The 21,010-nt window shown below is 70.7% G+C and carries 20 protein-coding genes; 14 read left to right on the forward strand and 6 right to left on the reverse strand.

The window, feature by feature from the left end:
- The first annotated feature begins 8 nt into the window (after positions 1-8).
- Positions 9-449, forward strand: coding sequence for a cytochrome C oxidase subunit IV family protein (locus tag ACX114_RS33060; RefSeq protein ID WP_120622941.1), 441 nt, complete (start codon positions 9-11; stop codon positions 447-449).
- A 105-nt stretch (positions 450-554) separates the two neighbouring features.
- On the opposite strand, the gene ACX114_RS33065 is transcribed toward ACX114_RS33060, so the two are convergent.
- Positions 555-1,607: a DUF481 domain-containing protein gene (locus ACX114_RS33065; protein ID WP_459291251.1), complete on the reverse strand. Its 1,053-nt coding sequence runs from the start codon at positions 1,605-1,607 to the stop codon at positions 555-557.
- 167 nt (positions 1,608-1,774) lie between these two features.
- Between ACX114_RS33065 and ACX114_RS33070 the strand changes: the two genes are divergently transcribed.
- Positions 1,775-2,449 carry a hypothetical protein gene (locus ACX114_RS33070; protein ID WP_459291253.1) on the forward strand — a complete coding sequence of 225 codons (675 nt, stop codon included), beginning with the start codon at positions 1,775-1,777 and terminating at the stop codon, positions 2,447-2,449.
- Between the two features lie 43 nt (positions 2,450-2,492).
- On the forward strand, positions 2,493-3,449 hold the full coding sequence (locus ACX114_RS33075; RefSeq protein WP_459291255.1) for a GNAT family N-acetyltransferase: 957 nt from the start codon (positions 2,493-2,495) through the stop codon (positions 3,447-3,449).
- Between the two features lies 1 nt (position 3,450).
- Here ACX114_RS33075 and ACX114_RS33080 read toward each other — a convergent pair whose 3' ends face one another.
- Positions 3,451-4,416: a ferritin-like domain-containing protein gene (locus ACX114_RS33080; RefSeq protein WP_459291257.1), complete on the reverse strand. Its 966-nt coding sequence runs from the start codon at positions 4,414-4,416 to the stop codon at positions 3,451-3,453.
- Positions 4,417-4,541: 125 nt separating this feature from the next.
- Between ACX114_RS33080 and ACX114_RS33085 the strand changes: the two genes are divergently transcribed.
- The 3 genes from ACX114_RS33085 to ACX114_RS33095 are packed head-to-tail and all read left to right on the forward strand — an operon-like array spanning position 4,542 to position 6,976.
- The gene (locus ACX114_RS33085; protein ID WP_459291259.1) at positions 4,542-5,678 is read left to right on the forward strand and encodes a hypothetical protein; all 1,137 of its coding nucleotides are present in this window, start codon (positions 4,542-4,544) and stop codon (positions 5,676-5,678) included.
- A 24-nt stretch (positions 5,679-5,702) separates the two neighbouring features.
- Entirely contained in the window at positions 5,703-6,005 is a 303-nt protein-coding gene (locus ACX114_RS33090) for a YkgJ family cysteine cluster protein (protein ID WP_459291260.1), read from the forward strand.
- Complete coding sequence (locus ACX114_RS33095) at positions 6,002-6,976, forward strand: hydrolase (protein WP_459291262.1); 975 nt, start codon at positions 6,002-6,004, stop codon at positions 6,974-6,976. The genes ACX114_RS33090 and ACX114_RS33095 overlap by 4 nt, the downstream gene beginning before the upstream one ends.
- On the opposite strand, the gene ACX114_RS33100 is transcribed toward ACX114_RS33095, so the two are convergent.
- Positions 6,977-7,624 carry a hypothetical protein gene (locus tag ACX114_RS33100; RefSeq protein ID WP_459291264.1) on the reverse strand — a complete coding sequence of 216 codons (648 nt, stop codon included), beginning with the start codon at positions 7,622-7,624 and terminating at the stop codon, positions 6,977-6,979.
- Positions 7,625-8,984: 1,360 nt separating this feature from the next.
- Here ACX114_RS33100 and ACX114_RS33105 point away from each other — a divergent pair.
- Positions 8,985-10,073 (forward strand): hypothetical protein, encoded by a 1,089-nt coding sequence (locus tag ACX114_RS33105; protein WP_459291266.1) that lies wholly within the window; start codon positions 8,985-8,987, stop codon positions 10,071-10,073.
- Positions 10,070-10,675 (forward strand): outer membrane beta-barrel protein, encoded by a 606-nt coding sequence (locus ACX114_RS33110; RefSeq protein WP_459291268.1) that lies wholly within the window; start codon positions 10,070-10,072, stop codon positions 10,673-10,675. The genes ACX114_RS33105 and ACX114_RS33110 overlap by 4 nt, the downstream gene beginning before the upstream one ends.
- A 15-nt stretch (positions 10,676-10,690) precedes the next feature.
- On the opposite strand, the gene ACX114_RS33115 is transcribed toward ACX114_RS33110, so the two are convergent.
- Positions 10,691-11,101 (reverse strand): response regulator, encoded by a 411-nt coding sequence (locus ACX114_RS33115; RefSeq protein ID WP_083892341.1) that lies wholly within the window; start codon positions 11,099-11,101, stop codon positions 10,691-10,693.
- 338 nt (positions 11,102-11,439) lie between these two features.
- On the opposite strand from ACX114_RS33115, the gene ACX114_RS33120 reads away from it, so the two are divergent.
- Positions 11,440-12,798 (forward strand): DEAD/DEAH box helicase, encoded by a 1,359-nt coding sequence (locus ACX114_RS33120; protein WP_459291270.1) that lies wholly within the window; start codon positions 11,440-11,442, stop codon positions 12,796-12,798.
- A complete protein-coding gene (locus ACX114_RS33125; RefSeq protein WP_459291272.1) occupies positions 12,785-13,990 on the forward strand; it encodes a DUF790 family protein in 1,206 nt (401 codons plus the stop codon). The genes ACX114_RS33120 and ACX114_RS33125 overlap by 14 nt, the downstream gene beginning before the upstream one ends.
- Here ACX114_RS33125 and ACX114_RS33130 read toward each other — a convergent pair.
- Positions 13,974-14,339 (reverse strand): helix-turn-helix transcriptional regulator, encoded by a 366-nt coding sequence (locus ACX114_RS33130; protein WP_459291274.1) that lies wholly within the window; start codon positions 14,337-14,339, stop codon positions 13,974-13,976. The genes ACX114_RS33125 and ACX114_RS33130 overlap by 17 nt on opposite strands.
- Before the next feature lie 129 nt (positions 14,340-14,468).
- Between ACX114_RS33130 and ACX114_RS33135 the strand changes: the two genes are divergently transcribed.
- The 4 genes from ACX114_RS33135 (at position 14,469) to ACX114_RS33150 (ending at position 18,493) form a co-directional block, all read left to right on the forward strand.
- Entirely contained in the window at positions 14,469-14,831 is a 363-nt protein-coding gene (locus tag ACX114_RS33135; RefSeq protein WP_459291276.1) for a response regulator, read from the forward strand.
- An 87-nt stretch (positions 14,832-14,918) separates the two neighbouring features.
- The gene (locus tag ACX114_RS33140) at positions 14,919-15,758 is read left to right on the forward strand and encodes a metallophosphoesterase family protein (protein WP_459291278.1); all 840 of its coding nucleotides are present in this window, start codon (positions 14,919-14,921) and stop codon (positions 15,756-15,758) included.
- An 85-nt stretch (positions 15,759-15,843) separates the two neighbouring features.
- Complete coding sequence (locus tag ACX114_RS33145) at positions 15,844-17,145, forward strand: DUF418 domain-containing protein (protein ID WP_459291280.1); 1,302 nt, start codon at positions 15,844-15,846, stop codon at positions 17,143-17,145.
- 70 nt (positions 17,146-17,215) lie between these two features.
- Positions 17,216-18,493 carry a DUF418 domain-containing protein gene (locus ACX114_RS33150; protein ID WP_459291282.1) on the forward strand — a complete coding sequence of 426 codons (1,278 nt, stop codon included), beginning with the start codon at positions 17,216-17,218 and terminating at the stop codon, positions 18,491-18,493.
- A gap of 103 nt (positions 18,494-18,596) precedes the next feature.
- Here ACX114_RS33150 and ACX114_RS33155 read toward each other — a convergent pair whose 3' ends face one another.
- Positions 18,597-20,852, reverse strand: coding sequence for a M4 family metallopeptidase (locus ACX114_RS33155; protein WP_459291283.1), 2,256 nt, complete (start codon positions 20,850-20,852; stop codon positions 18,597-18,599).
- Positions 20,853-21,010: the final 158 nt, after the last annotated feature.

Below are 21,010 nucleotides of genomic sequence, written 5' to 3' on the forward strand. Positions count from 1 at the left end.
GTTACGACATGGCCATCGCCAACGAATCGCGTCAGGAAGAGCACAACATGCAGGAGCACCACGGCGCCGGGCGCTACGTGGTCATCTGGATTGCCCTGCTGGTGCTGACGCTCGTCACCGTTTTCACCGGCCGCATGCACCTGCCTGACTTCGGTCTGGTGCTCGCGCTCATCATCGCCAGCGTGAAGGGCACGCTGGTGGCGCTGTACTTCATGCACCTGTCGGAGCACCAGGGCGCCAACCGCCTGGTGTTCGGCGTGTCCATCCTGTTCGTGGTGCTGCTCATCGGCTTCTCGCTGATGGACCTCGGCACCCGCTTCCGTCTGGCCAACCCGCCGGGGTCGCAGTACAGCGACCTGCAGGCGGTGGACATCGGCGCGAACCCGACGGAAGGCCGCACGGGTGGCCACCAGCAGTTGCAGAAGCAGAACCACGAGACGCACGAGTAGCCCGCGTCCCTCGCGGTCTCCTGAAGCACGAACGCGGCGCCCGGGATTCCTCCCTGGCGCCGCGTCGCTTTTGGGCGGACCCAAGGGGTCCGCCCGGAAGGGGAACTACAGGGCGACGGTCAGGTTGAAGGAGAGCGCCGTATCCATGGACACCTTGCCCGGGGGCGGAGCGCTGTCGGCCTTCACCTGGAAGCCCACGCCCAGGGCCAGCGCGTCGGTGAGGCTCGCCATCACCTGCGTCTGGCTGCTGAAGAGGATGCGCGAGTCGGAGATGACGCTGACCAGAATCTCCGCGTCCTCCTGGAAGGTGATGTCCTTGGAGATGCCGTAGCGGAACAGGGCGCCGAAGCGGGGGCCGCCCAGGTCCACGTCCGGCAGGTCGAAGCGCTCCGGGTAGTACTGGAAGCGCGTCTCGCGGGCGTAGCGGAAGGCGAAGTCGGTGCGCAGGGTGGAGTCGCGCGTGCCGAGCTTCTCGTCCTTCTTGGTGTCGAACCAGAGGATGCTGGCACCGGCTTCACCGTAGGGCCGCGACTCCACGCTCTTGATGTGGTCCGTGTCCACGCCGGCCAGCAGGTAGCCGCTGAGCTGCTCCGTGAAGCGGCGGTCCCCACGCAGCTCGAAGCCGGCGTTGAGGGCCACCACCTGGGACAGGGACTCCACCTCCCCTTCCACCTCGGGCGGGCGGCTGCGGCCGTACGCGCCGTAGGCCTTGATGGAGTAGATCCACTTGTCCGTCTTGCGCAGCGCGCTGGCCAGGCCGCTGACGGTCAGCGTGGACGCGTTACCGGTGAGGGAGATGAGGCTCAGGCCCACGCTGACGTCCCAGGTGCTGGGCTTCGCGGGGGCCGCGGCGGCGGCCTCGGCGGCGGGCGCGGGAGGCGGAGCGATGGCACCGCGCGCGGTCACCTCGGCCAGCTTCTCGATGGCCTCCGCGAGCCGGGCGCTGGCCTCGGCGGCGCGCTCGGCGGCGAGGGCGGCGCGCTCGGCGGCGGCGGCGGCGCGCTCGGCGGCGGGGGCGTCCTCGGGGATGGCGGGCGGGGCGGGCGGCGCCGGAGCGCGGACGGCGGCCGGGGGCGGCGGGGCGGCGGGACGCGGGGCAGGTGCCGGCGGCGTCTGGGATTGCAGCGACGAGGCGAGCAGCAGCGCAACGGGGAGCATCGAAGTTCCTTGGGTGAGGCAGGTGCGGCAGCGGACCTGCAAGGGAGCGTGAAAGGGCCGGCTCCCTTTCCGGCGCGAACTTCTTAGCGCCGTAGGACAGGGAGCGTCTTCCCCTTCTAGGCTCGAAATGCGGTCCCTTCCCGGACCCGGTACGTGAGGACCCGCCCTTGAGGCCCACTCCCCTGTTTCCGCTGCTGTTCGCCCTGCTGTCCTGGCCCGCCGTCGCCCCCGCGGCGCAGAAGGTCACCGTTCCGGTGGACGTGGGCGTGGGGCCGGCGGTGTTCGTGTTCTCCGGCCCCATCGCGGACGACCAGCTCCTGCACACGGGGCTGAAGCTGTCGGTGGACGCGGTGCTGGACAAGGAGTGGCTGCGAAAGAACCAGCGCGCGATCCCCGCTCGCTACCGGAAGCAGGCGAAGCAGATGGACGAGATTCGAATCTCGCCGTCCATCTTCATCCCGGACTCGTTCATCATCTCGCCGAAGTACCGCGACACGGGGATGTACGGCGTGACGTTCAAGCCGCTGGGGCTGGGGGTGCCGCTGTCGTCCCCTCCGGTGCGCTTCAAGCTGGGCGTGGGGCTGGTGTTGACGTACGCGTACATCTTCTCCGACACGCTCCCGGACACGCACTTCCTGCGGCCCGGGGCGAGCCTAGGCGCGGACCTGGAGTTCCAGTTGGCGAAGAGCTTCCTCATCAGCGTGGGCTGGGAGTCCACGTTCTACGTGCCGCAGGAGCTGGGCGGGCTGGGGCTGCCGGACTCGCTGGGGGACGGCATCTTCCACGTGGGGCAGGCGTACCTGCAGCTGCACTTCCGGTTCCCGTACACCACGACGCTGTAGGGCTCGCGCGCGGGCGGGACCCGTGGCTAGCGTGCCCGGCACCATGTCCCTCGTCCTCGCCACCGACGCGCAGAAGGCGCAGCGCGACGCCGTCACCCATGCCGCGTGGGGTTCGCCCCTGAGCGTGCCGCAGTACCAGGAGCGCGAAGCGCGGCTGCGCGCGCACCCGTGGAGCCGCGAGGGCATGAACACGTGGCTGTGGCTGGCGGATGACGGCCGGGTGCTGGCGTCGTGCGAGACCTTCCACACGGACAGTTTCCTGCGGGGCGCGGACGGACAACTGACGCAGGGGGACAGCTACGCCATCGCCAGCGTGTACACGGAGGAGCACCTGCGCGGCCGGGGACACGCCACGCGGATGATGGACGCCGTCGCCGCGGAGCTGGAGCGGGTGGCGCCGCGGCCGCACTCGGTGGTCCTGTTCTCCGACGTCGGGGCGCCGCTGTATCGCCGCTCGGGCTACGTGGAGGTGCCCGCGTGGGACTGGCACCTGGACGCGGCGGATGCGCCGGGCGGACGGCCCGTGGACGGAGGGCTCCAGGAGACGGACGTGGCGGGGGCGCTCGCGCGGATGCGTCGGCCGGACGTGCCCTTCTTCCTGTGGCCTGGCGCCGCGCAGGTGGACTGGCACCTGGAGCGGGAGCGCATCTACGCGGACCTGCTCGCGCGGCCCCGGCCCCGGACGTGCGGCGCGGTGGTGGGTGAGTCCACCGCGCTGTGGACGATGAACGCGCGCTACGGCCAGTTGGTGGTGCTGATGCTGGATGCGCGGGACGCCTCCGCGGCGGAAGCACTGCTCACGGAGGCGCGCCGCGTGGCACATCACGCTGGGCTCGAGCGCGTGGTGTGGTGGGAGGAACCCACGACGGCGCCACTGCTCGGCGATGTCCCCGGCGCGGTCCGCGTGGAGCGGGACGGGTCGCTGCCCATGCTGCGGCCGCTGCGCCCGGGGCTGCCTCCCGCGCCGGAGGTCCCCTTCCCTCGCGCCCTGTGGGTGTGAATCAGGCCTGAAGCCCCACGGTGGCGAGCCCCTGGAACAGGGCCCGGGCCTGCTCACGTGAGGGCAGGCCCGCCTCGTGGATCAGCACCTCTGGCGGCTGGTGGCTTTCCACCTCCTCGCCCAGGCTTCGCAGCGCGTCCCGCCGCGCCTGGCGCAACCGCTCCCGCTGAGCCGTGCTCACGCGCTCCTGGGCCCAGGCATCCACGGCCCACGCCAGCTCCGCGTGCCGCACTTCATCCCGGGTGATGGCGCGCAGCGTGCTCCGCACCTCCGGGTCCCTGGCGGTGCGTCCCTGCCACCCCGCGACGAAGGCGCCGAACGTCTCGCGCACGCAGCCCTCCACCGCGTTCTCCCGCAGCATCTCCTCCAGCGAGCGGGGCTCGAACGGCGGCAGGTCTACCTCCGGCATCTGCGCGCCGTGACGCTTCGCGAGCGCCTGCATCGCGCGCGTGTGACGGACCTCGTCCCCCGCGGAGCGCCGGGCCGCCTTCACCAGGACCTCCGGCGCGCCGTGCGCCTGGAGCTCTTCCGCGAGCCGCAGGAACGCGGGCACCGACGCCGCCTCCAGCCACGCCGCCTTCGCGAACAGGGCTCCCAGCGCGCTGCCCGGGTCCAGCACGGCGGCGTCCCTCAGGCCCTCCGGGCGGCGGCCGTCGCCGAAGCAGCTCTGATAGTGGCAGATCAGATCCGCGCCCCCGTCGGCCGTGCCCTTGGTCGAGCAGCCCCATTTGGGAACACCGTCAGGATGCGGGGGGCAAAGCCCGCACGGGCGAGGGAACCCTCCATCGGCCTGCACGGCGATGGACCCCAGGTTCAGCTCCGAGTAGTCAGGCTCGCAGCCGGAGACCTCCTCCTCGCCACGACAGGCCAGTGCCCCGGGCAGCAGGGGAGCGGCCAGCAGCAATCCGTATAGGGTGCGGCGCAACATCCGGTGCTTCGGAACCCACACCACCATCCGACGCGTCATGAGAAACCTCCGCGCTTCCATCCCTGGAGAGCGGTCTGGCTTCCCACCTCCGGCCCGGTGGGGAACAAGGGCGCGACCCTAACCCGGATGTGTCAGGCGGCGACAGGTCCCCTAGGATGCACCCCATGGCCGAGCGAAGGCGCATCATCGAGGGCTCCTGGAACTGCACGTCCTGCGGCGCCAAGAACATCCCTGCCCGTCACAAGAACTGCCCCTCCTGCAACAACCCCCGGGAGCTCACGGGCAAGGAGTCCGAGTTCGACTTCGGTGACGTGGACGCGGCGTCCGGCAAATCCAGCCGCGAGGGCGTCACCGACGAACAGGCCCTGGAGATGGCCGGCGCTGGCGAGGACTGGTTCTGCGCCTACTGCGGCGCGGCCAACCGGGGCGACGGCAAGCGCTGCCGCCAGTGCTCCGCCGAACGGGGCTCGGATGCGAAGGCCGCGCCGCTCGCGGATCTGGGCCCCAAGGCGCCGCCGAAGCCCGCGCCCAAGCCCCGCTTCGGGAAGGTCGCGCTCATCATCGTGGGCGTCTTGAGCTCGTGCTGCCTGGGCACCTGCGCGGTGGGCATCTGGGGCAACATGAAGCATGAAATCAAGGGCGAGGTCGTCGCCACGAACTGGCGCCGCGCGCTGGTGCAGGAGCGCTTCGTCCCGGAGACGCGCACGGGCTGGCGGGACGAGCTGAGCACCACCTCGCCGCGCATGCCGGTGAACGGCGCGGGCGAGGTCGCGGGCGTGACGAACATCCGCGACTGCGTGTCCCGCCAGCGCGGCACCCGCCGGGTGGCGGACGGCACCCAGCGAGTCTGCCGGACGAAGACGCGCAAGGTGGCCTGCGGCACCGAGGAGAAGTGCACCCGTCGCGACAAGGGCAACGGCTTCGCGGAAGAGGTCTGTCACGACGTGACGAAGTACTGCAACGAGTCCTACGAGGACTGCGACACGGAGACGCGCTACCGCAACGAGCCCGTCTACGCGCAGCAGTGCGCCTATGACACGTACGTGTGGAAGCCGGTGGATACGCGCGAGCTCAAGGGCACGGAGGGGCCGCCGCGCTGGCCGGAGCTCACCGCCGGGACGAACGAGCGGGTGCGGCGCGAGGAGGACTACACCGTGCTCGTGCGCTACGACGACGACGGCGTGAAGCAGCACGAGGTGAAGCCCACGCGCGAGGACGAGTTCGTCGCGTGGAAGAAGGGCCAGGGCGTCACGCTCACCGTGACGAACCTGGGCAAGGTGGAGCAGGCCGTCCGCCGCTGAGAGCAGCACCGCCCGAGGAGTCTCATGGAGTGCACCTGCTGTGGCGCCTGCTGCGTGGCGCCGGACATCGCCGCGCTGGACAAGCCGCTGGGGCTGCGGTGCCCGCACCTGGGCGAGGACAACCTGTGCACCGTGTATGAGCGGCGGCCCCAGGTGTGCCGGGACTACGCGGCGGATGAGGTGTGCCGCCGCATCGAGGCCCCCACGCTGGAAGAACGCGTGAACAACTACCTGGCGCTGTTCCAGCTCACCGCGGAGGCGGAGGCCGTGCGCAAGTCCGGCTGCGCCTCCATGCGGATGGCGCGCGCCATCAGGGAGCGGAAGTGACCTTCCAACCCACGGAGCCGTTCGTTCCCGCGCCGGGCATTCGCGGCGCGCACGCGCAGACCATCTACGCGTCGCTCGTGCGCCCCACGCGCGTGCCGCCGCTGCGCCGGGAGCGGCGAGACTTGCCGGACGGGGACTTCGTCGACCTGGACACCTTCGACGGGCCGACGGGCGCTCCTCACGTGGTGGTGCTGCACGGCCTGGAGGGGTCCTCGCAGGCGGGCTACGTCACGGAGGTGCTGCGGGGCGCGGCGAAGCGCGGCTGGGGCGCCACGGCGATCAACTTCCGCTCGTGCAGCGGGGAGCCGAACCGGCTGGCCCGGGCGTACCACTCCGGGGACACGGCGGACACGCTGCTGGTGATGGCGGACGTGCGCGAGCGCATCACCGGGCCGATGCTCGCGGTGGGCTTCTCCCTGGGCGCCAACGTGCTGTGCCGGCTGCTGGAGGAGACGGGCGATCAGGCGCCGGTCGTGGCCGCCGCGTCCATCAGCGCGCCGTACGACCTGGACGCGTGCTGCCGCAAGCTGGATGGCGGCAGCGGCTACCACTGGCTCTACCGCGAGCGGTTCCTGCGCACGCTCAAGAGCAAGGCCCGCGCGAAGTTGCAGCGGTTCCCGGGCGCGTTCGACGGGACTCGCATGGAGGCGGCGCGCACCATCCGGGGCTACGACGACGTGGTCACCGGGCCGCTGCATGGCTTCCGGGACGCGGAGCACTACTACCGGGAGGCATCGTCGGGGCCCCGGCTCGCGGACATCCGCCGGCCCACGCTGCTCTTGAGCTCGGCGGATGATCCGATGCTGGAGGCGCCGGTGATTCCGCCTTCCGCTCGGGACAACCCGCTCCTCAGCGTGGTGCTGACCGAGCAGGGGGGCCACGTGGGCTTCGTCGCGGGCAGCGTGCTCCGTCCCTACTTCTGGGCGGAGGCGCAGGCGCTCACGTTCTTCGAGCGGGTGCTCGCCCGCTGATCAGCCGAAGAAGAAGGTGAGGCCGAGTTTCCCGGACGGCTGCACCTTGCGCATCATCCACGACTGCGTCTCCACGGGAGACAGCGAGTCGCGGAAGGGCTCGTCCAGCTTCTGGAGGCCGGGGACGTCCATCTCCATGAAGCTCATGCCGCCGCGCACGAAGAAGCTGAGGCGGCGGGTGGCGTTGAACTCGAGGCCCACGTGCGTGCTGATGTACGTGTAGCCCACTCGCTCCATGGAGGAGGTGGGCAACTGCGTACGATCCGCGAGCCTCCGGTTCAGCGTCTTCGTGCTCGCGGCCTGCGCGTGTCCGAACTCCCATGAGAACGAGGGCGAGACCTTGCCCTTCAGAGGGAGCAGCGTGAGGCCCGCGCGCAGGGCGCCTCGCAGACCGTTGTGCGCGCCACCGAGGTGGATTCGCAGGTGCTGCGATGGCCGGAGGACGCCGGAGAGTCCCGCGCCTTCGGGCATGCCCGCGTCGAGCATCAGACCGAAGGGCGCCAGCCGCTCCGGATCATTCATGCGGCGACGGCCTTCGCCCTGCTGTGCTTGAGCCTGCGGCAACTGCACCTGCGGTGCGGTCTGGGCAATGGCCGTGTGGGCCGCCAGGACCGTTACCGCCGCGGTGACGATGGACACCGCTCCCATGAGAATTCTCCCCGTTCCAGACATCGCGGCCACGCGCGATGAGATTTGCGAGGTACGCCGGATCCCGGGAGCACCTGCTCTCCGAGACCCGGCTGCGTGTTGCTCCCCCCGACCCGCCACTCCACTCCCGCCACTGCCACACGTCCGGTGCTGACTGTCGCGTCGCCTCGATGCCGCTTCCGGCTGGATCGCGAAGCTCTCGCACCGCCACGTTCTTGATTCACGGCCCTTCACGTCTCCCGTCCGGCGACCGCGACTGCCTTTGCCGGACTCCCCCAAACTGCGCACTGCTCCGTCCCGTCGCCCAGCCCCGTCCTGCGACCTGCCTGCTGCCTTGCTCGACCGCGCGGCCTGCTGCCCCCTGGTGCCACCGCGATGCGAGGTGATGCGCACTGCCCCTGATCCGCCGTGCTGCGTGCTGCCCCGTCCCGCCCGTCCTGCCCCGTTCCACCGTGCTGCGTGCTGCCCCGTCCTGCGTGCTGCGTCCCCCTCCTCCGTCCCGCCCGTCCTGCGTGCTGCCCCGTCCCGCCCGTCCTGCCCCGTGCTGCCTTTGCTGCTCGACCTTGTGCTGCGTGCTGCCCCGTCCCGCCCGTCCTGCCCCGTGCTGCCTTTGCTGCTCGACCTCGTGCTGCGTGCTGCCCCGTCCCGCCCGTCCTGCCCCGTGCTGCCTTTGCTGCCCCGTCCCGCCCAACCCCGTCCTGCGTGCTGCCCCGACCCGCCCGACCCCGTCCTGCGTGCTACCCCGTCCCGCCCGTCCTGCGTGCTGCCCCGACCCGCCCGACCCCGTCCTGCGTGCTGCCCCGTCCCGCCCGTCCTGCCCCGTACTGCCTTTGCTGCCCCGACCCGCCCGACCCCGTCCTGCGTGCTACCCCGTCCCGCCCGTCCTGCCCCGTCCTGCGTGCTGCCCCGACCCGCCCGACCCCGTCCTGCGTGCTGCCCCGTACCGCCCGTCCTGCCCCGTACCGCCTTTGCTGCCCCGTCCCGCCCTGCCCCGTGCTGCCTTTGCTGCCCCGTCCCGCCCTGCCCCGTCCCGCCCAACCCCGTCCTGCGTGCTGCCCCGTCCCGCCCAACCCCGTCCTGCGTGCTGCCCCGTCCCGCCCTGTTCCCCTCGAAGCAGTGCGGCTTCCCCCCCACCGACTCCGTCCCCCCGCCGCGCTGCCCGTTGCTGATGCCAGGGTGCCTAAGCATTCGCCGTGCCGACGCTTCTTCGCGATATATTCCCCTGTGATATCGGGACTTTGGGTCATCCCACCCCACGGGGCGGTCCGGGCTGTGGGCTCGGAGCCGGAAAAAACTCCTGACCCTCCGGGGCCCCGGCCTAACGTGTGACAGCCTTGTTGACGGGATGATGGAGGAACCCGTGCGCCTTCCGGTCGCCGCCGCACTGCTCAGCCTGGTCGCTTGCTCCGAATCGACCGAAGGCACCACCCCGAAGCTCGAGGGCCTCATCAATCCGCGGCAGCGGCTCATCACCCCCGCGCGCGTCTGCAACGCCGGTGGCGACGCGAAGGGATGGCGCCTGGAGCTCATTGGCAGCCGCTTCACCCCCGTGCCTCGCGACGCGCTCACCGACTCGCCGTCCGTGGCGCTGCCCCAGGTCTCGCTGCGCGGCCCCGCCGACTACACGCTCCCCGAGGACCACCTCTTCTTCGCGCGCACCGAGCTCATGCGGATGGACCTGCCCACCCGCGACAGCACGCCGTCGAACACGCTCCCGCCTGGCACCTATACCGTCGCCGTGACGAACCCCCTCGGAGGCACCTCCGAGCTGGAAGACGCCCTGCGCGTCGTGCCGCCGCCGGTCATCACGAGCCTCACCGTGCCCGCGGGCTTCCGCTACAACGCCGCCAGCCCCCTCGTCATCGAAGGCAGCGGCTTCCGCTCGGACGCACTGCCGCTCATCGTCCTCCAGCGCCAGGGCGAAGAGGACCAGCCCCTCTTCACCCTCACCGTCGTCTCCGACACGCGCATCGAAACCGAAGTGCCCCCCGCGACGCCGGAGGGCACCTACGCGCTCACCCTCACCAACCCCGAGGGCTGCTCCGTCACGCGGCCCCAGGCGCTCACCGTCACCTATCCGCGGCTGGGCAACCTCTCCGTGTCGCCCGCGAGCGGCTCCGCCAACAACGACACGGTCATCACGCTCACCAACACCGCGTCCGGCACGGCGAAGCCCTTCACGTCCGGAACCCACGACGTGTACCTCGTCGCGCCCGTGAAGACGGACCCCGGCCAGACGGTGAACATCCCGCTGTACGACGTGACGTACGTCTCCCCGTCGCAGCTCCGCGCCACCGTGCCCAGCTGCTCGGGCTTCGACTCGCGGCCCGTCACGGATCCAGCGTGTCCCGGCGGCATCGTGCCCGGCACCTACGGGTTCATCGTCGCGGACCCCAGCGGTGCCTACGGAGTCCTCCCCGCGTCCTCCGGCTTCACCGTCTCCCCATGAACGCCCTCGCCCTGCTCGCGGCCGCGGCGCTGGCCGCCGCCCCCTCCTCCAAGAAGGACAACGGAGGCCCCCTCTTCATCGCGCCCAAGGTGGGCTTCATCAAGCCCGTCACTTCGCTCGGTGGCGACCTCTTCCTGGGCGGCGAGGTGGGCTACCTCACGCCCCTCCTCCAGCGGCGCCTCGCGCTGGTGCTGGAGGTGAACTACCACCGGCCCTCCACGTCGGGGACGCTGCGCGGGCCCCAGTTGGACAACCTGGGCCAGCCCATCGAAGCGCCGTACACGCTCGCCGAGCGCGAGGTGGCCATCCAGCTGTCCGCCGTGTTCCGCTTCCCCCGCGCGCTCGGGCCGCTCACGCCCTACGTGGGCGCGGGCCCCGGCCTGTACCTGCACCGCGCGACGGTGGAGTCGTTCGACAGCACCTCGTCGGAGAGCAGCGGCGGGCTGGGCTTCCAGGCGCTCGCGGGCGCGGAGCTGCCACTGGGGCCGGGCGGCGTCTTCCTGGAGGCGAAGTACCACTTCGCCACGGTGGACTTCCTCACCACCGGCGACGTGAACGCGGGCGCGGTGCTCGCGGCCCTGGGCTACCGGCTGCGCCTGTAATCGCCGCGGGCCCGCTCAGGCCCGTCCCACCGGCGGGCGCAACATCCGCAGCAGGTGCTGGGCCAGCAGGTCGCGCGTGGCCTGGAGCACCGACCCCATCAGGTGATGCAGCGCCTCCGCGGTGTCGCCGTGGGCTTCGCGCACGCGCTCGGAGCGGCCGTCGAAGATGCGCAGCCGGCCGGGCACCAGCGAGATGACCGGCAGCGAAGGGTGCCGCTTGCGCAGGAGCCCCAGGAACAGCGGGTGGTCCTCGTCCGGGCGGCGCAGGTCCACCACCACCAGCGCGGGCTTGTTCTCCTTGATGGAGGCGAAGGCGTCATCGGGCTCGCCCGTGGCGGACACCTCCACGTCCGGCTCCGCGTCCAGGAAGCGGCTGAGCAGCGCGCGAGACGCCGCATGCGGGCTGACGACCAGGACCCGCATCAGCGTGATGCCCGGAAGGACACGGGCCTCCAGCCGGCGGGCGGAACACGGCGAGCAGCGGCGGGGCAGGTCCAGGACATGAGGTGAGCAGGTAACGCCCGGGCCCCCCTCGAATCAATCCATCCCGCGTCCAGGTGCGCCCGCCGTGCCGCCAGGCGGCCAATCGCCCGTGCCCGTGGCTTCTTCCGGCCGCGCGGGCCAGAGTGGCGGAGCGCCGTCCAACCCGCTACTTCCCATCCCGCGCGAGTCTCCCTCCACGTCGGTTCCCAAAGTCCCGAGCGTCCGCCATCGAGCCCCAAGCCTCCCCCCTCACCGAGCTGCACTACGACAGCGGCACGCTGGTGGCGCCGACGCTGCCGGACGACGAGCGTCTGCACGCGCTCTTCCAGAAGGACGGGCGCACGGGCGTCTTCCGCGCGCCCGCGCTGCACTACCGCGACATCGTCCTGCGCCTGCGCGAATGCGGGCTGCCCTACGAGGACCGCGCGAAGCGCTTCGAGCCCGCGGAGCTGCCCCTCGCGGTGCCCATCGAGCCGTTTCCGCACCAGCGCGCGGCGCTGGACGCCTGGACGCGCGCGGGGGGCCGGGGGCTGGTGGAGCTGCCCACCGGCGCGGGCAAGACGCTGCTGGCGGTGCTGGCCATCGCCTGGGTGAAGCGGCCCACGTTGGTGGTGGTGCCCACGCTGGACCTGATGGCGCAGTGGCAGGGCGTGCTGGCGAAGCACTTCGCCACCCCGGTGGGCATGGTGGGCGGCGGCGTCAACGACCGTCAGACGCTCACGGTGACGACGTACGACTCCGCGGCGATGCAGATGGAGTTCACGGGCAACCGCTTCGGCCTGCTCATCTGCGACGAGTGCCACCACCTGCCCGCGCCCAGCTACCGCTTCATCGCGGAGGGGACGCTCGCGCCCTACCGGCTGGGGCTCACCGCGACGCTGGAGCGCGCGGACGGCGGCGAGCGCGTGTGCGAGGAGCTCCTGGGCCCGCTGGTGCACCGCACCGGCATCGACGAGCTCCAGGGCCAGTACCTGGCCCCCTATGAAGTCCGCCGCATCGAGGTGCCGCTCACGCCCGACGAGAAGGCGCGCTACGACGAGGCGCGAGGCCGGTACCTCACGTTCGTGCGCAAGCTGGGCGTGCCGCTCGCGTCGCCGGAGGGCTGGGCGCGCTTCCTGGCGCAGAGCCAGCGCAGCGACGAAGGGCGCGCGGCGTACCGGGGCTACCGGGAGCAGCGCCGCATCGCGCTCACCTCCAGCGGCAAGCTGGACGCGCTCTGGAAGATATTGCTGGAGCACCGCGAGGACCGCGTCATCGTCTTCACGGACGACAACGAGACGGTCTACACGCTGGCGCGCAAGCTGCTCCTGCCCGCGCTCACGCACCACACGCCGCTGCCGGAGCGCAAGGCGCTGCTGGCCGCGTTCGCCAGCGCGGAGCTGCCGGTGCTGCTCACCTCGCGGGTGCTCAACGAAGGCGTGGACGTGCCGGAGGCGCGCGTGGGCGTGGTGCTCAGCGGCAGCGGCAGCGTGCGCGAACACGTCCAACGCCTGGGCCGCATCCTGCGAAAGCGCCCCGGCAAGCGCGCCCTCCTGTACGAGGTGTGCTCCGCGCAGACCGCGGAGAGCGGCATCAGCGAGAGACGCCGGCAGCACCGCGCCTACCAGGAACCGGAGGGCCCACCGAATGCTGACACGTGAGCTGCTCGCCTCGCGCGTGCGCGAAGGCATCCTGCGCCCGTCGTTCGTGAAGACGCACGACCCGTCCCTCCAGGCGCTCGCGAAGGAGCTGCTCGCGGACGCGGAGTCCTTCCGGGGCCAGAGCCGCGACGACGTGGAGGAGGCCTTCAGCCTCAAGGCCGGCGCGTTCAGCCGCCCCAAGGTCGCGCGCGGATTGGTGAAGCTGCTCCTCGACCGGCTCCTCTTCGACGAGGCCGGCGAAGGCGCCACGGAGGCGCGCTGGCGCACGCTGCTCGTGGGCGCGAAGGTGCTGCGGACCCTTCCTCCGGACACCCCGCTGGAGGCCTACGAAGCGCGCCTCACGGAGGCCCTGGACGCGCCGCTGGCGGACACGCGCGAGGCGCTCTACTCGGACCTGCCCGGCAACCGGAAGCTGCTCGGGTGGGACGGCGAAGCGCTCACGCCGCAGGGGCTTTTGGACCGCTACAACCTGGCGCTCGCGCAGGGGCCGCTGCTCAACGCCCGGCGCCTCACCCTGCGCGCGCGGTCGCCGGAGCTCTTGCGCGTGCGCAAGCTCTTGCGCTGGTTGAAGTTCTGCCGGCTGGTCGCGGAGGTGCGGCGCGACGGCGAGGACTGGTCCCTGGAGGTGGAGGGCCCCGGCGCCATGCTGGCCCTGCAGAAGAAGTACGGCCTGCAGCTCGCGAGCTTCCTCTCCGTGGTCCCCATCCTGGAGCGCTGGGAGCTCTCCGCGGTGCTGGAGGATGCACGCAAGCGCTCCACGCTCCAGCTCTCCCACGAGGATCCGCTGGTGTCCCCGCTGCCCGCCGCGCTGGGTCATGTGCCGCCGGAGGTGGCCGCGCTGGCGGAGGGCTTCGAGGATGCCGCCTGGGCGCTGGACCTGACGCCCCTGCCCCGCCACACCGGCGCCGCTGGCCTGTGCGTGCCCGACCTCACCTTCCGCCACCGGAAGACGGGCCAGGAGGTCGCGCTGGAGCTCTTCCACCCGTGGCACGCCGCGCCGCTGTCACGCCGGCTGGCGGAGCTGCGCGCGCGTCCGGACGCGGGACTGCTCCTGGGCGTGGACCGCGCGCTGGCGAAGGAGTCCGCGGAGCGGCAGGTGCTGGAGGATCACCCGCAGGTGGTGCTCTTCAACGGCTTTCCCTCCGTCCGCAAGCTGCGCGAGCGCCTGGGTGGCTTCAGCTCCGGGGTTTGAACTGCGAGGCCAGCACGCTGAGGATGCGGACGGAGCCCCGGTCCAGCTGCTTCGCGCGGCGCATGAGCCGGCGCAACTCCGCGGACTCGCCATAGTCGGAGGGAGGCTCCGCGGCCCACTTCACGTCCTGCGACGGCTTGAGTCCCAGCGCCTCGTCCGCGGAGATGGACAGCACCACGCACAACCGGCGGAAGGTCTGGATGCTGGGCAGCATGTGGCCGCGCTCCAGGCGCCCGTAGACCTCACTGGCGATGCCGATGCGTTCCGCCACGTCCGCCTGGGTCAGGTTCAGGCGGGTGCGGGCGACGCGAGCCGCGCCTCCGAGCCGGGATGCGAGGGTCTTTTCCATGGGGTCGTTAACCTACCGGGTTCGCCCATGTCGATATGACTTGAGAGGTTGGCTTCCAAGAACTTCCGGGGTAGGCTTTTCGCGACACAACCTCTTGCGTCAAGCCCGTCCGCACCACCCACTGCCTTCATGCGAGAGCCCTCCAACCCCTCTCCCAGCTTCCTCTTCGTGGACGCGGATCCGCGCGCGCTGGCCGCGCTGCGGCGGCTCTCCAGGTACCTGCCCGGAGACAAGCGCTTCGCCCTGGGCGTGCGCGAAGCGGAGCGGCTGATGGGGGAAGCGGCGCCGTCCGTGGTGGTGTGCGGCCAAGGCCTGCCGGATGGTGACGGGCTGTGCCTGCTCACGTGCGTGCGCACCCGGCATCCGCGCGCCGCGTGCGCGCTGCACACCACGCATCCCCCGACTCGCGGGCTGCGGGAGAAGGGCATCACCTGGATGGACCGCGCCGCGCCGCCGCAGCAGGTGCTGGCGCTCCTGGCCTCGTTGAGCTGACAAGGGGCTGACGGCGGGCTGACGGCCGGGCGTTCCCATGGCGCGCGCGGCGGGGAGCGTTAAGGTAGTGCCTCCCGCGCGCACACCATGAAGCTCTACGCCATCAGCGACCTGCACCTGCGGCACAAGGAAAACCACGAGGCGCTGGCGGCACTCGCGCCGCGTCCGGAGGACTGGCTCATCGTCGGCGGGGACGTGGGCGAGACGCTCGCGGACATGGAGCTGATGCTGCGCACGCTCACCGCGCGCTTCCGCCAGGTCGTCTGGGTACCGGGCAACCACGAGCTGTGGACCATGCCCTCCGAGCAGCCTCCGCTGAAGGGCGAGGCGCGCTACCTGCGCATGGTGGACCTGTGCCACCGCTACGGCGCGCTCACGCCGGAGGACCCGTATCCGCGCTGGCCCGGAGAAGGCCCGCCCCGCGTCATCGTCCCCATGTTCCTGGGCTACGACTACACCTTCCGCCCGGACACCGTGCCCGCGGACAAGGCGCTGGAGTGGGCCTGGGAGGACGACCTGATGTGCACGGACGAGGTGCTCCTGCATCCGGAGCCCTACCCCACCCGTCAGGCCTGGTGCCACGCGCGCGTGGAGCGCACCCGCGCGCGGCTGGAGCGGCTGCCGCCGGAGTGCTCCACCATCCTCATCAACCACTACCCGCTGCGCTACGAGCACGTGCGGCTGCCGCGCATCCCGCGCTTCTCCATCTGGTGCGGCACGCGCCTCACCGAGGACTGGCACACGCGCTACCGCGCGGAGGTGGTGGTGACGGGGCACCTGCACATGCCCTCCACGCTGTGGCGCGACGGCGTGCGCTTCGAGGAGGTCTCCCTGGGCTACCCCATGCAGTGGCGCCACCGGGGCGGCCTGGAGCGCTGCCTGCGCGAGGTCCTCCCCGGTCCGCAAAAGCCCACCCCGCAGCCGTGACGGCGTGAGTCATCGCTCGACGCGGGCCGCATCCCCCCCCCGTGCGTTTGACGGTGTGGAGCCTGCGGGCGTGTAGTTGCGCGCCATGCCCGAGCCCTCCACCGCTGGCCCCGTCGAGCTCTCCGAGCGCGTGCACCTGCTGGACGCCCTGCGCGGCTTCGCGCTGCTGGGCGTCTTCGTCTCCAACAGCCTGAGCTGGTTCAGCGGCCGGCAGCTCCTGCCGCAGGAGCAGGCACAGGCGCTGGCCGCGCCCCCGCTGGAGATGGTGGTCCGCCAGCTCTACGCCTTCTTCGTGGACCAGAAGTTCGTCACGCTCTTCTCCCTGCTCTTCGGCCTGGGCTTCGCGCTCCAGATGACGCGCGCGGAGGGGCGGGGCACCTCCATCGTGCCGGTGTACCGGCGCCGCCTGCTCGTGCTGCTGGGCATCGGGCTGGTCCACATGTTCGCCATCTGGGTGGGCGACATCCTCAGCACCTACGCGCTGGTGGGCTTCGTGCTGCTGTTGTTCCGCCAGCGCTCGGACCGGACGGTGCTCACCTGGGTGGCGGTGCTCTTCGTCGTCCTGCCGCTCATCCTGTCCATCGCGCAGCGCTACGGCCCGGAGCTGCTGCACGGCAAGGAGGCCGCGGAGCAGGCCGCCAAGGCCACGCGCGAGGAGGACGCCGCGCACCGCACGGCGTTCTTCACCGGCCTGTCCAGCGAGTCCGTGCTGACGTCACAGAAGGCCAACGCCCTCTACGCCTGGCAGAACCTGCCCAACCCGGGACGTCCCGTCTGGCTGAGCATCATCCTGGGCCGCTTCCTCCTGGGCCTGTGGATTGGCCGCAAGCGGCTGCTGGAGAACGTGGAGCGCCACCGCAAGCTGCTCGTCCGGGTGATGGCGTGGGGGCTGGGCGTGGGCAGCGCCCTCGCCACCCTGTCATTGGTGCTCTATCTGAGGAAGCAGGGCGCCCCCGGCGGCGCCACCGCGCCGGTCAACCCTCCGGCGTGGATGGTGGGCATGCGCACCCTGCGGGAGGTGGGCTACCTCTTCATGGGCTGCGGCTACGCGGCGGCCTTCGCGCTGCTCTTCCAGAAGGAGCGCTGGAGGAGGGTGCTGGGCGTGCTCACGCCCGCGGGCCGCATGGCCCTGACGCTCTACCTCATGCAGTCGGTGATCAGCATCTGGCTCTATGACGGCTGGGGCCTGGGGCTGGTGGGCAAGACGCCGCCCTCGCGCACGGTGCTCCTGTGCCTGGGCGTCTTCGCGGCGCAGGTGGCCTTCAGCCACTGGTGGCTGGCGCGCTTCCGCTTCGGCCCGGTGGAGTGGCTGTGGCGCTCGCTCACCTACGGCCGCGCCCAGCCCATGCGCCTGGCCTCCGCCGGCGAGGCGCGCCCGGCGCACTGAGAATGTATCGGTGTATCAAGGGGGGCGCGTGATTTGACGCTGCCAAGGGCGCCAGCGTGTAGTGCCCGGCATGTCCGAGTCTCCCCCCGCCGGTCCAATTGACAGCGCGCAGCGCGTCCATGCACTGGACGCCCTGCGCGGCTTCGCGCTCCTGGGCGTCTTCATCTCCAACAGCCTGAACTGGTTCAACGGCCGGCTGCTCCTGCCGAAAGAGCAGTCCCTGGCGCTGGCCGCGCCGCCGCTGGAGCTCACGGTCAATTCGCTCTTCGCGCTGCTCGTCGAGCAGAAGTTCGTCACGCTCTTCACCCTGCTCTTCGGCCTGGGCTTCGCGCTCCAGATGACGCGCGCGGAAGTGCGGGGCACCTCCATCGTGCCGGTGTACCGGCGCCGCCTGCTCGTGCTGCTGGGCATCGGGCTGGTGCACATGTTCGCCATCTGGGTGGGCGACATCCTCACCACCTACGCGCTGGTGGGCTTCCTGCTGCTGTCGTTCCGCCAGTGCTCCGAGAAGACGGTGCTCGTCTGGGCTGCGCTGTTCCTGTTCGTGCTGCCCATCGTCTTCTCCGTCGGCCAGCGGGTGCTCCCGGCGATGCTGGACGGCGCGGCGGAGGCGGAGCGCGCCCAGAAGGCCATGCGGGACGCGGAGGTGGAGCGCCGCGCGGCGTTCCTCGCCGGCCTGTCCAGCGACTCGGTGGTGACCACCCAGCGGGCCAACGTGGCCTACGGCCTGGCCAGCCTCCCCAACCCCAACCGCCCGATGCTGCTGTCCATCATCCTGGGCCGCTTCCTCCTGGGCCTGTGGGCCGGGCGCCGGGGGCTCTTGCAGGACGTGGAGCGCCACCGTCCGCTGCTGCGCAAGCTGGCGGCCTGGGGGGTGGGGGTGGGCGGCGTCATCGGGATTGGAATCCTGGCGCTCAACCTCTCGCTCCGGGGCGCGACGAGCGCGCCGGGGTGGCTGGTGTGGATGCGCATCCTGAAGGACGTGGGCATCCTCTTCCTGGGCGTGGGCTACGCGGCGGCCTTCGCGCTGCTCTTCCAGAAGGCGCGCTGGGGCAAGGTGCTGGGCGTGTTCACGCCCGCGGGCCGCATGGCGCTGACGCTCTACCTCATGCAGTCCGTGCTGAGCCTGTGCGTGTATGACGGCTGGGGCCTGGGGCTGGTGGGCAGGACGCCGCCGTCGCTCACGTTGCTGCTGACCCTGACCCTGTTCGCGGGACAGGTGGCCCTCAGCCACTGGTGGCTGGCGCGCTTCCGCTTCGGCCCGGTGGAGTGGCTGTGGCGCTCGCTCACCTACGGCCGCGCCCAGCCCATGCGCCTGGCCCCCACCGCGGCTCCCGCGGTGAACTGAAGACGCGGGACAAAAAAAGAACCCCGGGTCCCGCGAGGAGGCGGGAGCCCGGGGTCTCAGGAGCGGAGCGCGGCGGCTTCGCCGCGCCCTGCGCCTTCAGGCACTACGGGACCTTGTAGGAGGCCGCGAACACGGTGTTGATGTAGCCGTCCACCTCGCGGTCGACCAGGCTCGGCACACCGACGATGGTGATGTAGTACTTGCCCGCCGGGATGTTGCGCAGGATGACGCTCTCCGTCGCGCTCTCCTTCACGCCACGGCCCAGGTAGGACGTGAACGTCGGAGCGGCGGCGGCCTGCACGTAGACGTCGGCGTTGCCCTCGCCCTCACCCAGCGCGATGGACAGCGTGTTGATGCCGGAGTCCTTCTTGAACTCAGGCACGTCGATGATGAAGGTGCGGGTGGAGCCCGGCACGCCGGAGAGGCCCTCGATGCGGGTCTCGTTGCCGATGTCCTCGAAGCCACCCTTCCAGGTCACGGACAGGCTGGTGTTCGTGTAGGACGTGAAGCCCTTGATCATCACGTACCAGATGCCCTTCGCGCCGGAGGTGGCGAAGGTGCAGGTCTCCGCGTTGCCGGACTTGTACGGACGGCAGTCGTACAGGGAGTCCGTCGGGGCGTTGTTCTTGCGGACGTAGAGGTCCGCGTCACCCGTGCCACCGGACAGCGTGAAGGTCACGTCCGTGGCGCCCTCGGGGATCGTCACGGAGTAGTACACCTTGCTGCCGGAGGTGCCGGAGATGCCCGTCACGGGCACGCCCTTCTCGATCGGCGTGGTCACCGGAGGAGGCACGGGCACGCCCACGCCCACGGCCTTCCAGGCGTTGCCAACCTCGGTGATCTCCGCCGCGGTGAAGCCCAGCTGCGTCGCGGCCTGCTCCGACGCGGTCTTCGCCGCCTCGAAGTTGGAGGACGCGGTCAGCAGGTCGGCGTTGATCTTGTAGAAGACCTTGGCGGCCTTCTCGAAGCCGATGCCGTTGACGACCTGGGTCGTCTTGGCGCGCGGGTGCGTGCCACCCTGGGACATCAGGTAGAACGCCAGGTTGGAGATACCCGAGCTGTAGTGCACGTCCACGCCCGAGCCGTAGTCCGGGTAGTAGTCGAGCGAGTCCCCGTCCTGCGTGGGGTTCTTCATGTAGCGCAGGCCGTCACCCGGGATGCTCGGGGTCCAGACGTCGTCGCCGACGATCCAGGTGCCCTCGTCGATGACCTTGCCCTTGCCGTACCACTCGCAGACCGCGCCGAAGATGTCGGAGATGGACTCGTTGAGGCCACCGGACTCACCGGAGTAGGTGAGGTTGGACTCGTACTCCGTCACCGCGTGCGTCAGCTCGTGCGCCGTCACGTCCAGCGAGTTCGCCAGGTTGGAGGCGTTCACGCCGTCGCCATCGCCGTACACCATCTGGGAGCCGTCCCAGTAGGCGTTGACGTAGTTGTTGCTGTAGTGGACGTAGCTCTTCAGCAGGTGGCCGGCGTTGTCGTACGAGTCACGGCCGAACAGGTTGCTGTAGCAGTCGTAGACGGTGCCGAGGTGGTCGTAGTTGTTGTTGATGACCGCGTCGGCGACCGGGGCCTCACCCTCGAAGCGGCCCTTGACGGCCGTGGAGGGCGTGGTGCGGTGCTGCAGATCCCACACTTCGCGCTTCTTCGCGGAGTGGATGTGCGGAACGCGCTCGAAGACGTCGCCCGTCTTGGCGTTCACGTACACGGAGTCATCCACCGGGGTGGAGTCCTTCAGCTCGCCCTGGACGCGAACTTCGTACGCCAGGATCAGCTCGTTGCCCGAGCGGCGGTAGACCAGCTGGGGCTCCGCGTTGGAGGACGCGCGCTCCGGGGAGCCGCGGTCACCGATGGCCGCCGCGATGGCCGCCTCGGACGCGATGGAGGCCTTCAGCTCGCCCTTCAGGTCGCCACGGGCGTTCGTGTTCACCGCGAACACGGAGCCGTTGCGCGCGTGCAGGCGCAGCTCGGCGTCCTGAACCAGGATGCCGTTCTGGGTCACGCCGTAACGGAAGTGGGTGTCACCGTCGAAGCCGACGTAGGCGCGCTTCAGGAACAGGTCGCTCGCGTTCAGGCGGAACAGCGGCGCCACGTTCGCCAGCACCGGCGCCAGCTGCTGCTGGGCCGCGATGCCCTGGATGGCGGAGGGAGCAGGAACGGAACCGAACGAACCGGTGAGGAAGGTGGGGACCGCGTCGGAGTCCGCCGCGATGACCTTCTGGCCCGCCGACAGGTTGGCGGAAGCCTTCTGGACGTTGGCGTCCTCCGTGTTCGCGGCGGGAGCGCCGTCGGTGCAGGCGCCGACCATCAGGGACAGGGCTGCGGCACCCAGGGCGCCGCGTACTCGCTTCTCGTACATGCAATCCTCCTAAGGGGAAAGATTAGAAAGCACTGTGACACAGGAGAGGCGCGTATTTCAAGTACAGGCGAGATTTCTACTTTTACGTCGATTCTCAGACTTCGAGATATCTCGCAACTGCTTGAAATGACGGAGGGACTCACGCAGTCCGGCAGGAA

Source organism: Corallococcus sp. M7, from assembly GCF_054512695.1.

What these genes read in the sequence shown, in the direction of transcription:
- ACX114_RS33060 (WP_120622941.1), top strand. Translation starts at nt 9, where the DNA reads ATGGCCATCGCCAACGAATCGCGTCAGGAAGAGCACAACATGCAGGAG.
- ACX114_RS33065 (WP_459291251.1), bottom strand. Translation starts at nt 1,607, where the DNA reads ATGCTCCCCGTTGCGCTGCTGCTCGCCTCGTCGCTGCAATCCCAGACG.
- ACX114_RS33075 (WP_459291255.1), top strand. Translation starts at nt 2,493, where the DNA reads ATGTCCCTCGTCCTCGCCACCGACGCGCAGAAGGCGCAGCGCGACGCC.
- ACX114_RS33080 (WP_459291257.1), bottom strand. Translation starts at nt 4,416, where the DNA reads ATGACGCGTCGGATGGTGGTGTGGGTTCCGAAGCACCGGATGTTGCGC.
- ACX114_RS33085 (WP_459291259.1), top strand. Translation starts at nt 4,542, where the DNA reads ATGGCCGAGCGAAGGCGCATCATCGAGGGCTCCTGGAACTGCACGTCC.
- ACX114_RS33090 (WP_459291260.1), top strand. Translation starts at nt 5,703, where the DNA reads ATGGAGTGCACCTGCTGTGGCGCCTGCTGCGTGGCGCCGGACATCGCC.
- ACX114_RS33100 (WP_459291264.1), bottom strand. Translation starts at nt 7,624, where the DNA reads ATGGGAGCGGTGTCCATCGTCACCGCGGCGGTAACGGTCCTGGCGGCC.
- ACX114_RS33110 (WP_459291268.1), top strand. Translation starts at nt 10,070, where the DNA reads ATGAACGCCCTCGCCCTGCTCGCGGCCGCGGCGCTGGCCGCCGCCCCC.
- ACX114_RS33125 (WP_459291272.1), top strand. Translation starts at nt 12,785, where the DNA reads ATGCTGACACGTGAGCTGCTCGCCTCGCGCGTGCGCGAAGGCATCCTG.
- ACX114_RS33130 (WP_459291274.1), bottom strand. Translation starts at nt 14,339, where the DNA reads ATGGAAAAGACCCTCGCATCCCGGCTCGGAGGCGCGGCTCGCGTCGCC.
- ACX114_RS33135 (WP_459291276.1), top strand. Translation starts at nt 14,469, where the DNA reads ATGCGAGAGCCCTCCAACCCCTCTCCCAGCTTCCTCTTCGTGGACGCG.
- ACX114_RS33140 (WP_459291278.1), top strand. Translation starts at nt 14,919, where the DNA reads ATGAAGCTCTACGCCATCAGCGACCTGCACCTGCGGCACAAGGAAAAC.
- ACX114_RS33145 (WP_459291280.1), top strand. Translation starts at nt 15,844, where the DNA reads ATGCCCGAGCCCTCCACCGCTGGCCCCGTCGAGCTCTCCGAGCGCGTG.
- ACX114_RS33150 (WP_459291282.1), top strand. Translation starts at nt 17,216, where the DNA reads ATGTCCGAGTCTCCCCCCGCCGGTCCAATTGACAGCGCGCAGCGCGTC.
- ACX114_RS33155 (WP_459291283.1), bottom strand. Translation starts at nt 20,852, where the DNA reads ATGTACGAGAAGCGAGTACGCGGCGCCCTGGGTGCCGCAGCCCTGTCC.